This window comes from Haloferax marinisediminis (assembly GCF_009674585.1).
Lineage (GTDB): Archaea > Halobacteriota > Halobacteria > Halobacteriales > Haloferacaceae > Haloferax > Haloferax marinisediminis.
On the sequence record NZ_WKJP01000001.1, the window covers coordinates 1735166 to 1748838 of the forward strand.

At 62.0% G+C, this 13673-nt stretch carries 15 protein-coding genes; 9 read left to right on the forward strand and 6 right to left on the reverse strand.

Features of this window, described 5'->3' with window-relative positions; all coding sequences use genetic code 11:
• Positions 1-156 precede the first annotated feature (156 nt).
• Together GJR98_RS09070 and tbsP are read right to left on the reverse strand one after the other, a co-directional pair.
• A complete protein-coding gene (locus tag GJR98_RS09070) occupies positions 157-1845 on the reverse strand; it encodes a YcaO-like family protein (protein WP_151137509.1) in 1689 nt (562 codons plus the stop codon).
• Between the two features lie 66 nt (positions 1846-1911).
• On the reverse strand, positions 1912-2739 hold the full coding sequence (gene tbsP, locus GJR98_RS09075; RefSeq protein WP_151137511.1) for a transcriptional regulator TbsP: 828 nt from the start codon (positions 2737-2739) through the stop codon (positions 1912-1914).
• Between the two features lie 366 nt (positions 2740-3105).
• Between tbsP and glyA the strand changes: the two genes are divergently transcribed.
• From glyA to GJR98_RS09105, 6 genes are all read left to right on the forward strand, one after another.
• Positions 3106-4353: a serine hydroxymethyltransferase gene (gene glyA / locus GJR98_RS09080; RefSeq protein WP_151137513.1), complete on the forward strand. Its 1248-nt coding sequence runs from the start codon at positions 3106-3108 to the stop codon at positions 4351-4353.
• 105 nt (positions 4354-4458) lie between these two features.
• Complete coding sequence (locus GJR98_RS09085; protein WP_151137515.1) at positions 4459-5049, forward strand: hypothetical protein; 591 nt, start codon at positions 4459-4461, stop codon at positions 5047-5049.
• Between the two features lie 64 nt (positions 5050-5113).
• Entirely contained in the window at positions 5114-5413 is a 300-nt protein-coding gene (locus GJR98_RS09090) for a DUF211 domain-containing protein (RefSeq protein ID WP_151137517.1), read from the forward strand.
• Positions 5410-5985 (forward strand): VIT1/CCC1 transporter family protein, encoded by a 576-nt coding sequence (locus GJR98_RS09095; RefSeq protein WP_151137519.1) that lies wholly within the window; start codon positions 5410-5412, stop codon positions 5983-5985. Before GJR98_RS09090 ends, GJR98_RS09095 begins: the two co-directional genes overlap by 4 nt.
• Before the next feature lie 105 nt (positions 5986-6090).
• Positions 6091-6984, forward strand: coding sequence for a bifunctional methylenetetrahydrofolate dehydrogenase/methenyltetrahydrofolate cyclohydrolase FolD (gene folD, locus GJR98_RS09100; protein WP_151137521.1), 894 nt, complete (start codon positions 6091-6093; stop codon positions 6982-6984).
• Between the two features lie 5 nt (positions 6985-6989).
• A complete protein-coding gene (locus GJR98_RS09105; RefSeq protein WP_151137523.1) occupies positions 6990-7502 on the forward strand; it encodes an NUDIX domain-containing protein in 513 nt (170 codons plus the stop codon).
• Positions 7503-7572: 70 nt separating this feature from the next.
• On the opposite strand, the gene GJR98_RS09110 is transcribed toward GJR98_RS09105, so the two are convergent.
• Positions 7573-7806, reverse strand: coding sequence for a DUF7385 family protein (locus GJR98_RS09110; protein WP_151137525.1), 234 nt, complete (start codon positions 7804-7806; stop codon positions 7573-7575).
• Between the two features lie 69 nt (positions 7807-7875).
• A complete protein-coding gene (locus GJR98_RS09115; protein ID WP_151137527.1) occupies positions 7876-8586 on the reverse strand; it encodes a DUF7117 family protein in 711 nt (236 codons plus the stop codon).
• Between the two features lie 153 nt (positions 8587-8739).
• Here GJR98_RS09115 and GJR98_RS17480 point away from each other — a divergent pair, with 153 nt between their 5' ends.
• Both GJR98_RS17480 and GJR98_RS09120 read left to right on the forward strand, forming a co-directional pair.
• Positions 8740-8886, forward strand: a complete 147-nt coding sequence (locus tag GJR98_RS17480; RefSeq protein ID WP_191965442.1) for a hypothetical protein — start codon at positions 8740-8742, stop codon at positions 8884-8886.
• A gap of 499 nt (positions 8887-9385) precedes the next feature.
• A complete protein-coding gene (locus GJR98_RS09120; protein ID WP_151137529.1) occupies positions 9386-9673 on the forward strand; it encodes a helix-turn-helix transcriptional regulator in 288 nt (95 codons plus the stop codon).
• 6 nt (positions 9674-9679) lie between these two features.
• Here GJR98_RS09120 and GJR98_RS09125 read toward each other — a convergent pair whose 3' ends face one another.
• Positions 9680-10948: an AI-2E family transporter gene (locus GJR98_RS09125; RefSeq protein ID WP_151139416.1), complete on the reverse strand. Its 1269-nt coding sequence runs from the start codon at positions 10946-10948 to the stop codon at positions 9680-9682.
• A gap of 220 nt (positions 10949-11168) precedes the next feature.
• Between GJR98_RS09125 and GJR98_RS09130 the strand changes: the two genes are divergently transcribed.
• Positions 11169-12521: a class-III pyridoxal-phosphate-dependent aminotransferase gene (locus tag GJR98_RS09130; protein ID WP_151137531.1), complete on the forward strand. Its 1353-nt coding sequence runs from the start codon at positions 11169-11171 to the stop codon at positions 12519-12521.
• Positions 12522-12647: 126 nt separating this feature from the next.
• Here the strand turns inward: GJR98_RS09130 and fen are convergent, their stop codons facing one another.
• A complete protein-coding gene (gene fen / locus GJR98_RS09135) occupies positions 12648-13628 on the reverse strand; it encodes a flap endonuclease-1 (RefSeq protein WP_151137532.1) in 981 nt (326 codons plus the stop codon).
• Between the last annotated feature and the right edge of the window lie 45 nt (positions 13629-13673).

Here is a 13673-nt window from a genome sequence, read left to right on the forward strand (position 1 = left end):
CGCGTCGTATGCGCTAACTGTCACCGCGCGACGATTCGCGGGTGTCCGGCACGTCGTCGCGTGTCCTGTCCGACCATCGGAGTGCCGGCTGTCAGCCACTTCTTCGCTGTAGAGCGTTCGCAGCGACCCACTGGGCCTTCTGCACCGAACCCTCCGTTAGGGGAATGGATGGAACTCGCGGTCGAGACGTGGTTCGAAGCCGAGCTCGCGCGGGACGGAGTCGGCACGCTCGGCAAAGTACGGTTCGCCGATGAACAGTGGTTGTGCCTCAGGAATCAGTACGCGGACAGCCTCGAATCCCAGTTGCTCGACGTCTTTCGGCGTGGTGCGTGCGGCGTAGGCGTCGAGGCCAGCGTCGGCGACGCGTTCGACGACAGCGTCGAGTGCTGCGTCTCCCTCGGGAATCTCGTCGGGACCGACTGAGTCGGCGGGAATGGTCGCGTCGGGGGTGACGAACGCCTCGGCCGCGTCGGGGAAATCTGCGTAGGTTGCAATCGCACCTCCCTGCGTCGCTGCCTGTTCAGGGCCCATCGCTCTGAGTTCCGTCCAGTTCTGGAGCGCCTCGGCGAGTGCCGACCGAGCAGCGCTGTTGGCGTCGAGGTCTGCACCGGAGCCCATGGCGAACTTCGGCCACTCGTCGTCGCGGTGGACCGCGACGGCGACGACCGGCACGTCGACGTCCTGCGTCACCAACAGCGCCGTCACGTCCAAGTCTTCCGACCGCGCCCGCGCGGCCAACGTCTCGAACGTCTCGTCGGACACGTCGAGCCCGAGTGGCTCGAACGTCGAGTACCACGCGAGCATCGTGGCGTCGCGTTCGACCGTCTCGTACAGGCCGGAGAGCATCGCCTCGGTTCCGGAGTTCCCGAGGCCGAGTCCCGTCGTAATCGACGGTTTGTGCCGCTCGTTCGGTGGTGGGTAGTGGACGAACTCCGCGGGGAGCGAAACTGTCTTTCCTGTCGCGAGGTGCTCGCCTTCGACCCACTGAATCGGTTCGTTCGGGTCTGGGTCGCGGTACGAATCCGGTCTGACGAACCGACTCGGTGGGATAGCACTCGGACGGGAGGCCGCGGGTGCGACTGCGAACTCGCTCGACCGATAGACGCCGGCCGAGTAGCGTTCGAGCGCCTCGCCCAGTGCCTTCATGTACGCCTCGTCCCACCCTGCTGCCGCACCACCGGCGAGTTCTGCTGCGCGAGTGTCAGAGTACACCGTCGTATCGGCAGTCTGTGCCATGTAGTACGGCAGCGGGAACGACTCGCGCTCGCCGACCTGTGTGATTATTCCGACGCGCTCGTCGACTGCCAACTCGGCCCGCGAGAGTGCGTCGTCTAACTCGACGGCGCGAAAGTCGCGGCGAACCGTCCGGTCACGGTCCGTCGGTGATGGTGTTGGGAGGAACGACCGTTCTCGACCGGGCACTTCGACGACAGTGCCTGCGATGTCGTCACCAGAGAGCAGCGAGATGCCGCGCCGACCGGCGATTGCCCCGGCGAGGCGAACCGCGGCACGGTCACCCGATGGACGACCAGACGACTCGGTGGTGGATGCGACGCGGGCGCGGAGGTCCGAGAAGTTGGCGCCCGCGTCGTCGAACGCCGACACGGCGGCGTCGATGTCCGAGATGGCGTGCCCGCCCACGCCACCAATTTCGACCGCAATCCAGCGCCCTGCGGCAGCGTCAGCCGCGTCGAACGCATCGTTTCCGACCGGTGCCACGACGAACCCGAGGTCGAACCCATCGAGCGCTTCAGGGGCCGGTTCGGTTACTGTCGCGTCGATATCGGTACAGGCCGCGCGAATCGACTCGGCGGCGGGACCGCTCCCGACGAGTCCGATGTTCATGAGCGCGACGAGGAACGGCGAAACAAAAAACAGGGGGGTATCGGTGGTCGGTTGCCGTCGAACGACTTACGCTTCGAGGAGACGCTGTGCGACGTCGGCGAGTTCGTCGACGTCGGCGTCGACGAGCTGGTCGTCGCCGAGCTTCAGACGGAGGCGCGGGCGACCCACGTCGATTGGCACCTTCTCGGTGTCGATGAGACCGAGTTCTTCGAGTTTCGTCTTCGTCCGCGAGAACGTCGCCTTGCTCGCGATGCCCACGTCTTCGCCCCACTTGGAGATGTCGTAGAGGAGGACTTCGTTCCGGGCGGCGACGAGAAGCGAGATGGTCACTTCGTCGAGGCCGTCGCCGTCACCACGCGCGGAGGTGAGCGACGCGAGCACTGCGTCGAAGTCGTCGAGCGTCGATTCGCCGATGTCTTCAGAGAGCGTCTCGCGGACACGGGAGAGCGCCGGCGTGCGGAGTTTGAACTCGGGTGCGTCTTCCCAGTGTGCGCGGTGTGCGTCGAGCGCCGTCTGGACGAAGTCGTCGTCGTCGGTGACGAGGCCAGCGACCTTTCCACCCGCGCCGACGAGGGCGACGACGGAGTTGGGTGTGACGAACAGTGTGTTCTCGACTTCGTCACGCGCGGTGCGCATCGAGAGGACGTCTTCAGCGACGAGGTTCGCTGCGTTGGCGGCGACGATGAAGTCGTCCATGACCTCTTTCAACACACCCTCTTCGGCGACGAGACGAATCTGCGGCAGTCCCGACCCGATCTCCGTCGCGACGGTCACCAGACCCTCGATTACTTCGGCGGTTGGGTTCGCGACTAAAACTTCGTCTTCGGTCGACGAGAGAACGGATTCGATGATATCCTCTACCCCCTCAGCGAGTAGATTAGAACGAATAGCCATGACTTGAATATCGCCAGTAATATATTTAATATTAACGCAAGACGACTATCAGAACGTATCCGATATTGGGTTGTACCAACTGTTTTACGGGCGAATTGAGCATCTCGTTTCAGAAATTTTACTCCTCAACAGTCGTGGGAAAACTGACTTCGAGGGCGGCTGAACTTCCGTCGGTGAAACAGAGACGTGCAGTGGGAGTCGCTGGTCACGTTCTGGAACGAGACACGTCAGTGTCGGACACTCTCTGCGCGTTCGTGCATTTGTCACCGCGTGTCACTCTCTGAGTATGCAATATCGTGCAACACAACACCGGCAGGCGTAGCCAAAGGGGACACATTTATGCCCTAATTGGGCAGGATACTACACATGGACTACAGCCACGTCCGCGACGTCGACCCCGCTGTGGCAGACGCCCTCGAAGGTGAGGTCGAACGCCAGCGCGACACGCTCGCGATGATTGCCTCGGAGAACCACGTCAGCGAAGCGGTCCTCGAAGCACAGGGGAGCGCGCTGACCAACAAGTACGCCGAAGGCTATCCCGGCAAGCGCTACTACGCTGGTTGTGAGTTCGCCGACGACGTAGAGACCCTCGCCATCGACCGCGCCAAAGAACTTTGGGGCGCCGAACACGTCAACGTCCAGCCGCACTCCGGCACGCAGGCGAACATGGGCGTCTACCTCGCGATGCTCGAACCGGGCGACAAGATTCTCTCGCTCGACCTGACCCACGGTGGTCATCTGAGTCACGGTCACCCCGCGAACTTCACGGGGAAACTCTACGACGTCGAGCAGTACGAAGTCGACGCCGAGACTGGCTACATCGACTACGAGCAGTTGGCAGAGAAGGCCGAGTCGTTCGAACCGGACATCATCGTCTCCGGCTACTCCGCGTACCCACGCGCCGTCGAGTGGGAGACGATTCAGGAGGTCGCCGACGCCGTCGATGCACTCCACCTCGCGGACATCGCTCACATCACGGGCCTCGTCGCCGCAGGTGTGCACCCGTCGCCGGTCGGCATCGCCGACTTCGTCACGGGGTCGACACACAAGACCGTCCGCGCTGGCCGCGGTGGCATCATCATGTGCAAAGAAGAGTACGCCTCGAAAATCGACAGCGCCGTCTTCCCCGGCGCACAGGGCGGCCCCCTCATGCACAACATCGCCGGCAAGGCCGTCGGCTTCAAGGAGGCACTCCAGCCCGAGTTCAAGGAGTACGCCCAGCAGGTCGTCGACAACGCGAAAGCGCTCGCGGAGACGTTCCAAGAACACGGCCTCAGCGTCGTCTCTGGCGGCACCGACACCCACCTCATCCTCGTGGACCTTCGTGACTCGCACCCGGACCTCACCGGTGGCGAAGCCGAAGAGGCCCTCGAAGCGACGGGCATCGTCCTCAACGCGAACACCGTCCCCGGTGAGACGCGCTCGGCGTTCAACCCGAGTGGCATCCGCGCCGGCACGCCCGGCCTCACGACGCGTGGCTTCGGCGAAGACGAGATGCGCGAAGTCGGCGAACTCATCGTGAAAGTCGTCAACAACCCCGAAGACGACGACGTGCTCGCAGACGTCTCTGACAGCGTTCAGGAACTCTGCGACGCACACCCGCTGTACGAGTAAGCACACCCTCGTTCGGTGTTTTTCACACTCTCCTGTGAGCAGTGCGTCCGCGCCGACACAGCGACCCGCTTTTTTGTCGGTTCCAGTCGTATCTCTCCTATCTCGATGCGCAGACGCACGCTTCTCGGCACGCTCTCGGTGTCACTCGCCGCCGTAGCGGGGTGTACGTCTCCGGGAGGCTCTGAACCCATGACTGACGAGACCGACACTGACACACCGACTCGGACGACCGACGAGTCGGGCACGCAACGCGAAACATCGACTACAGAAACGACCACGACGGCTACCGACGGAGGAGCAACTGATGGTGATGGCGACGATGAAGGCGACCTCGACCTCCGCGAGGCGAACGTGATGGCGGTCACCTTCGAACAGTCGGGCGACGACTATCGATTCTCGGTGACGCTCCTCCACGACGACGATGGCGAAGACGGCTACGCGAACTGGTGGGTCGTCGAATCGCTCGACGGAACCGAACTCGGCAAACGTGAACTCCTGCACGCGCACGGGACACAGGAGTTCACCCGCTCAGCGACCATCTCGATTCCCGACGGAACGACGTGCGTCGTCGTCCGCGGCCACGACCAGACGCACGGATACGGCGGACAAGCGATGCTCGTGAACCTCGAAACCGGCGAGACACGGGCCGAACGACAGGGGCCAGAACCGCAGTCGTTCGCCGACGCGACGTGTTGAAGCCGAGTCGGAACACTTCTGCGAAGTAACACTATTACTCGTCGGGTCGTACACTCAGTAGAGTATGCCACCGATTCGCCGTCTCGTCCTCGACGTGATGAAGCCACACGAACCGTCGACGGTCGAGTTCGCTCGGAAGGTCGCGGCCGCGGCCGGCGTCGACGGAGTGAACGCCTTGCTTCTCGAAACCGACCGTGAGGTGCAGAACATCAGACTCGTCGTCGAGGGGGACTCCATCGACGTGAACGAAGTCGAAAAGAGAATCACGAACCTCGGCGGGACCGTTCACTCCATCGACGAAGTGATCGCTGGCGACGAGATGGTCGAATCACGAGACGTGCCACAGGACTGGCTTCCGCCGTGAGCCCGCGCCGCGTCGTCGCGCTGCTCCAGCAAGACAGTGTTCGTGCTATCTCCCGTCGGTACCTCGTCTCGAACGGATTCGACGGCGCGTTGACCTGCATCGGTCTCGTCATCGGCGCGTTTCTCACCGGCGTCACCGACGGGACGACAGTGGTCAAAATCGGTGTCGGCGCTGCAATCGGTCTCACCACGTCTGGCGTCTGGAGCGTCTGGGAGATCGAACGGGCCGAGAAGTTAGCCGAACTCGAACGTCTCGAAGCGGCGATGCTGACCGACCTGCACGGGACTGTCGTCGAACGCGACAAAGCCGCTGCGAGAGTCATCAACGCCGCCGCGAGCGGACTCGGCCCACTCGTCAGCATCGTCGTTCCACTCCTCCCGTTTCTCGCCGTCGGGTCGCTGTTCACGATGCTGACCGCGACAGCCACTTCCGTCGCACTCGGGACGGCCATTTTGTTCGGATTCGGTTCGTACATGGGGTCAATCTCCGGCCAGCGATGGTACATCGCCGGCTTTCGCATGGCGCTCGCGGGCGTCGCCGTGGCCGCCGTGAATCTGTTGTTTGGTGGGTAGGTACTGCAGAAAATACTCACATATGTGCATATTTACTCCAGTTTGAAACGGAGAATAGGCACGATTCCGAATCTTTGAAATGGTCGGGGCACGCTGTCTGAGCCAATGACGACCATCATCGACGGGAACGCCGTCGCCGAGGAGATTCGGTCCGGCCTGACCGACGCCATCGACACCCTCGAAGACGCCGGCGTGAAGCCGGGACTCGCGACAGTGCTGATGAGCGACGACCCCGCCAGCCAGACGTACGTCTCGATGAAACAGCGCGACTGCGAAGAAGTCGGTATCGAGGCGTTCGACTACGAACTCGACCCCGAGACCCCCGCAGACGAACTCTACTCGCTCATCGACGACCTGAACGCCGACGACGACGTACACGGCATCCTCGTCCAGATGCCGGTCCCGGACCACGTCGACGACCGAACCGTCCTCCGCCGTATCGACCCTGCCAAAGACGCAGACGGCTTCCACCCCGAGAACGTGGGTCGCCTCGTCGCCGGCGATGCACGCTTCAAGCCCTGCACGCCGCACGGAATCCAGAAGCTCCTCGCCGCCGCAGACGTCGAGACCGAGGGTGCCGACGTGGTCATCGTCGGTCGCTCGGACATCGTCGGCAAGCCGATGGCGAACCTCCTCGTCCAGAAGGCCGACGACGGCAACGCCACGGTCACGGTGTGCCACTCTCGGACGAAAGACCTCGCCGCGAAGACCCGCCAAGCAGACGTCGTCATCGCCGCCGTTGGCGTCCCTGAACTCATCACGGGTGACATGCTCTCCGAAGGAGCGGTCGTCATCGACGTCGGTGTCAACCGCGTCGACGCAGACAACGAGAAGGGCTACAAACTCGTCGGCGACGTGGAGTTCGAGTCGGCGAAAGAGAAGGCGAGCGCAATCACGCCCGTCCCCGGCGGCGTCGGCCCGATGACGCGCGCGATGCTCCTCTGGAACACGGTCAAAGCGGCCGCAGAAGCCGAAGGCGTGGACGTCGACCTCCCCTGAACCGGATGGAAAAACAGATGGGCACACCACCCGGCATCGATGGAGAGTGGACCGTCGATAGCGACGGTGTCGTCCAGCGGCGTAACCGTCGGTCGCTCGACGCCGACACGTTCGAACGCATCGCCACGCGCATTCGCGACGGCCTCGACTGGGGTGTCGCCGGACTCTCCGAACGAGACGGTTCAGTCCTCCTCGTTCGACAGGATGGACGGTGGGTCTTGCCCGGTGGTGGTGTCGAGTCGGGAGAGACCAAGACAGAAGCACTCGTCCGCGAGATGCGAGAAGAGACCGGGCTCGACGCGACGGTCGGCCCGCTTCGCGTCGTCACGGAACAGACGTTCACCCACGAAGACGACCACGCGACGTTCCACTTCGCCATCTACGACGTCGCCGTCGAAGGCGAACTCACCGACGACCCGGGGCTCGAAGACGAGACGGTGACGGACGTGTCGTGGGTCGAGACGCTCCCCGAGGACACACTCGACCGGGCGTTGCTTCGGTACCTCCTCGACCGCTGACGCAGTTCAATTCGTTCCCTCCCAACTCACTTTTCTCCTCACCCAATTTTCTCCTCACCCAATTCTCACCTCACTCGTGTGTCGCGATGAGCAGCCGCTCTTCTTCGCGGCGAACACAAAACCGCGTCCCGGCGTCGATGTCGAAACTGTGCGCCGGGCGCTCCGAGATGAGTAGTTGTGAGAAGGCGTCACCGCAGGCGGGACAGGCCACGTCCCTGCGGTTTTCGACGAGCATCGTGTCCCCATCGTCGCGGAGCAGCTTCACACGGTGTCGAACCTCGTGGACGTCGAACCCGGCAGTCATCGTCGGCGAAGGGTCGTCGGAGGGCAAAAACGTTCGGTGAACGGGCGACCGAAAGTCGGAGAGTCCCAGTCAGAAGAGCGCCGAGAGTTGGTCACGTGCCGAGGCGAGTGCGTCGAGGTCGTCGTCCGTGAGGTAGGTGTAGATGTCGCGAGCGACGCCGACGAGGGCTTCGGACTCGTTCAGCGAGATATCACCTTCGAGTGCATCGACTCGTTTGAGGTGGTTCGAGAGTGTTTCGAGCGTAGTTCGTGCCTCCGGGTCGGGGTGGTCGTCGAGCCACTTCGTCAGGTCGTCGTGGTACGCCTCGATTGCGTTCGCGTAGCCAAGTCCACGAGCGTCGGTGAGTGACTTCGGTACCTCCTTCATATCGGGGCGGATGCCCTCGTCGGCCTCACGAAGTAAGTCGAGGACGAAGAGCTGTTCGTCGTCGGTCGGTCGATTCGACCGTGCAACCACGTCGACGGCGTGAAGCAGTTCGTGGGCGGCGAGCGAGGTGTCGTCGAGCGGGAGGAGTTCGCCACCGTGGATGTACCCTGTCTTTCGAATGTACGCCCGGAGGTCTGATTTCAGCGCTGGTGCGGCGTCACGGAACGTCCCGTTTGCGACCGCTGCTCGATGTTCCGAGAGGTCCAGCACCGCCTGCCCAGCGGTGTGTCGTTCCCTGTCGCCGACACCGACGCTCCGGAGGCTTCCGCAGTACGGACACGAGACGCTCCCGGTCTCGTAGTACGACCACTGCCGGCCACACTCCTTGCACTCTCGCTCGCCGCGTATCTCCATGCCGGGACGTTCGTTCCGCCGGCGCAAAAACGCGACGACCCATAGACGAAACGGACGAGGACGATATCGAGTCATCGAATCACCAGTAGACAATAGTTAGCCAATTTACATTTATGCCGAGTGTACATACGTCCAGGGGCCGAGAGGCGAGACATGCGCAGTGAATCGGAAGTCCGCGAGCAGTACGAGTTTCTGAAGGACGAACTCGAATCCGAAGATATGCGACACGAGGGCGTTCGAAAGCTCCTCACGCACTACAGGCGAGCGCTCGGCTGGGTCCTCGAAGAAGAACACATATGAGTGCGTACAGACCGGTCACGGGGCGAGCGCACCACCAGAGTAAACGTTTCGTTCAGTTGTCAATGATTGTCACTCGTCGTTATCTTTAAGTAAAACCGAACGGTAGCCGGTAGTGACGCTTCGCTTTGGAGGGCCGAAGCGTCAGCGGGGACCAATTCAGGGCGGCACGCCGTGCCGGAGATTTCCGGCACGGCATGCTTTCCTTCTGTGTACTACTACCCACGTAGCCGTGCGTCTCTTCTGACCCGGGAGCGACTCCACTCGTCTTGGCGAGCCGCCGCTTCGACCAACCACGACCCGTGCCGAACAACCGACGCAAGAGCCATCCAGTTGTGGACATATCCAGTTCTCGAAACAGACATTCTGAGAAATTAGTAAAGCGAATAACACAAATTCAGAACTCATATTCTGGTGTTTGGGGCCGTACGAACTCAGAATCTCGGGCTGATGCCGATATGTTTATTTGAATTAGACAATAACATACAGGTCGAATTTACCGATGTACGACCTGACAGGATTCCAGCGAGACCTTCTGTACGTCATCGCAGGGCTGGACGAACCACACGGACTCGCAATCAAAGAAGAACTCGAAGCGTATTACGAAAAAGAGATTCACCACGGTCGTCTCTACCCGAACCTCGACACGCTCGTCGAGAAAGGTCTCGTCGACAAGGGCCAGCGAGACCGACGAACCAACTACTACTCGTTGACGCGCCGCGGCCGCCGCGAAATCAAGGCACGCGACGAGTGGGAAGCAGAGTACATCACCGAAGATTTCGACGCCTGAGAACGGTCATCCGTCGGGGCTAACGTCCGGCGGAGACCGGGAGTCCCGACTCGGACGCTCGCCGTCTCGCTCCGGGAACGGTGGGACGTCGAACTCGTCTTCTTGCCCTTCTTGTCGCCCCTCCGGGCGGTCTGCATCACCCTGTGTGTCGACACCGTTTCCGTCTTGTTTGGCCGCTGGTCCATCGACGAGATACGCCGGGTCGACTGTGTACGGTCGTATCGGCTTGCCAGCCAGTAGCTCTGGAAGCACGAGTCGCGCGAAGTTCACGAGGAGCACGAGAATCATCGGCATGAGGAAGATGCCGTACCACCCGAACATCAGCGGGCCGAAGGTGTACGCAATCATCACGGCACCGACGTGGAGACTCCGACCGGAGACGTACGGTCTGAGGACGAGGTCGGGAATCGTATCCACGATGACGAACGAGACTGCTGCGAAGAGGAGGACGAACCACAGTGCCGGTGGGTTCGTGAGGAAGACCTGCCCACCCATGTATATCGCGACGGGAACGTAGACGAGTTTCATCCCGACCACCGGGATGAGACTCGCGGCACCGGCGAGGAGGCCGACCAGTGCCGGTGCAGGAATTGCCACACCTGCCGGCGCGAAGACGTTCAACATCGAGTACGCGATGACACCGATGGTACCGGTGAGAACCGCGTTGAGGATGTTGCCGAAGAAGATGTTGTTGAAATCACGATCGACGGCACGGAAGTACGATTCGAGGATGCCCTGGTCGTCAGCGAACATCGACCGGACCCAGCGACTCAGCTTGTAGTCGTCACGAAGCAGGTAGAAGGCGAACGCAATCATGATGAACAGGTGGATTGCGCCGATACCGAGGAAGGTGAACGTACTGGCGGCGACGCTGAGCGAGTCCGACACAGACGAGACGGCACTCGGTGTGAGCAGTGTCGCGAAGTCGTACTCCAAGAGCGCCTGTGGAGTCGCGACGTCTCTGACAAACTCCGGGTCGATTCCGTACGCGCGGAGGTCAATCGGCGCCTCGTCAGCAGACACCCGATTGGCGTAACTCACGAATTCTCGGAGAGCAATCGTCGCAGCGTAGGCCATGAGGCCGAGCGCCGGCAGTGCAAGGGCGAACAGGGCGACAGTCGCAGCGAGACTCGGTGGGCGAACCCGTCGCCGGATGCGACGGTATATTGGCCGTGTCGCGTAGTAGATGAAGAGGCCAAAGACGAACGTCCCGATGAACGAGTAGATGACGTAGACGAACGCGCCGGCGAGAGCGGCTGCGACGGCCCACCACATTGCACGAGAGCGCTGAATGTCACGGAGAGCCATACATAAAGACAGACAGTCAGGAGCAAAAGCCTATCGCGGGTTCGACAGGTTTGGACACCAGTCCGTCACGACTTCGCGTCGTATCCGAACACGGAGATATCGAAATCGACAGACCTCGGCGCACTGCCGCTGATATTGCACCATTAATAACGAATATCTTAACACATGGGTCTCCGTAGCGAGGCGCATGGACCGAGAGACGGTGGTTCCCCACGTCGATTCGATGCCCGGCGAACGGGCCAAAGAGTGGGTCTCGTACCACCAGGAACACGCCGCACCGAGTACGTACGTCTACGATTTCGTCTGGGACATCACCAGCGAGGCCGAAGGACCGTTCTGTACTGACGTGGATGGCAACGTCCTCCTCGACTTCACCAGTCACGTCGCTGCCGCCCCCCTCGGTTACAACAACCCGAAGATTCTCGACCGGATGGCCGAGTTCGACCTCGTCGACCCGACCAAAATCGCCGGACAGGACTTCTACGTCAGCGACGGGTCGGCACCCGGCGAAGAGCAGTTCCCCGGTCCCGCCGCGCTCATGGACAAACTGACGGACCTCACGAGTCACTACGGGATGGATACGGTGTTCCTCTCGAACTCGGGTGCTGAGGCCGTCGAGAACGCCATCAAAATCTGCTACGACAACTCCGATGGCGGGAAGTACGGTATCACCTTCGAGGGTGCCTTCCACGGCCGGACACTCGGCGCGCTCTCGCTCAACCGCTCGAAGTCCGTCTATCGCCACAACTTCCCCGAACTCTCGGGCATCGTCGACGTCCCCTTCTGTGACGACCGGTCGTGTTCCCCCGAGACGTGTTCGTGTGGATTCTTCCCCGACCCCGAATCTGCTGCGTCGAAACTCCGGCAGAAACTCCACCCCAAGAAGGGCCACATCGACGCCTCCGACGTCGCCTACGTCATCGTCGAACCGATACAGGGCGAAGGTGGCTACCGCTTCCCCTCCGACGCCTTCTCCGAGGAACTCGCGGCCGTCGTCGACGACTACGACCTGACGCTCATCGCCGACGAGATTCAATCCGGCGTGGGCCGAACCGGCGAGATGTGGGGTGCAGACCACTACCCGATGGAACCTGACGTTATCACTGGTGCGAAGGGTCTCCGCGTCGGTGCGACCATCTCGAAGAAGGATATCTTCCCCGAAGAGAAGAGTCGCCTCTCGTCGACGTGGGGTGCCGGCGACATTCTGGCGTCGATGCAGGGTGTGTTCACCCTCGAAGCCATCGAGGACTACGACCTGCTGGACAACGCCGTCGCCCGTGGCCGGCAGTTCACAGAGACGATGCGCGACGACGCCCCCGACACCGTCGTGGACGTGCGCGGGAAGGGTCTCCTCCTCGCCGTCGAGTTCGACACCAACGAACGCCGGAACGCCGTGCAGGAAGCAGCGCTCAAACGCGGCCTCCTCACGCTCTCGTGTGGCTACAAAGTCCTCCGTATCCTCCCACCGCTCGACGTGACCGAGCGAGAAATCGACATCGGCGCGAACATGCTCCTCGACGCCATCGAGGACGTGTCGTAAGCCGACAGCCTAGTTCAGTTCTCTCCGCTGTTTTCGACCCGTTCGATTGGGTCCATCACGTCGCCGAGGAGTATCATCATCCCCGCGCCGACGAGGTAGTAGACGGAGGCTTCGACCCGCTCTCGCCTACGTCCAGCGGTCCAGTCCCGTCTGCGTCACGGATTCTTCGATACGCTCGAAACCTCGTTTGACCTCATCGGCGTCGACTTCCCACGTCTCGGTGACGTACTCCCGAGCGGCGGCCACGTCGGGGTCGATGTCCGTGTCGTAGTCGTAGTCGTCGGTGACAGGCGGGGTGAAGAAGAACTCTCGGACTCTGTCGGCGTTCGGAATCGTCTCGCCGCGTGCTTCGAGGACGGCCCAGAGGTCGCCGTGTTTCTTGACTTCTTTTACTGCTGTTTTCGGGCCGACGCCCGTGATACCCTCGTTGAAGTCGGTGCCGCAGAGCATGGCGATGTCCACGAGTTGCTCGTAGGTGATGTCGTGTTTCTCCAGCGTTCCCTCGAGGTCCATCAGTTCGGGGTTGCCTTTGCTCGTGAGTTGCCGAAGCGTGTACGGCGCGCCGAACAACAGGGTGTCGTAGTCTTCGCTGCCGACGTAGTCGGCGTCGCCCTTGCGGGCCATGTAGGATGCTTGCGCCTCGCCCTCGGCGGGTGCTTCGACCACCGGCACGTCGAGGAGACGGAGGAGTTCTCGACTCGTCTCCTGAATCGTGTCCGTGAGGCGCTGCGTGCGGGCTTCCATCCGAGCGGCCTCGACGGCGTCACCGGCTTCACGCGCTTCTTCGAGGCGTTCTTCGGCCTTCTCGCGCTGTTCGCGCCGCTTGGCCACCTCGTCGTCTTTCATGTCGGTGACGCCGCCGTCGAAGACGAACACGGGTGTCAGGTCGTGTTCGAAGAACTTGGGAAGCCCCTGGACGATTCCGATGAGGTTGGCGACTTCCTCGCCCTCGGTCGTCGTGTACTTCTCCGAACTCGTCCACTTGACCGTCGTCGTGAGATAGCGGTACAGCCAGTTGTGCGCGTCCACGGCGACGACGCTCCCGCTCACCTCGTCGAACGAGACGTCAGCGAGTGCCGCGAGCGTCCGCAAGTCTGCGTTTCCCATTTGCCGGCAGTTCGGGGGGCGAGGGTTTCAATGGTACGAGTGTCA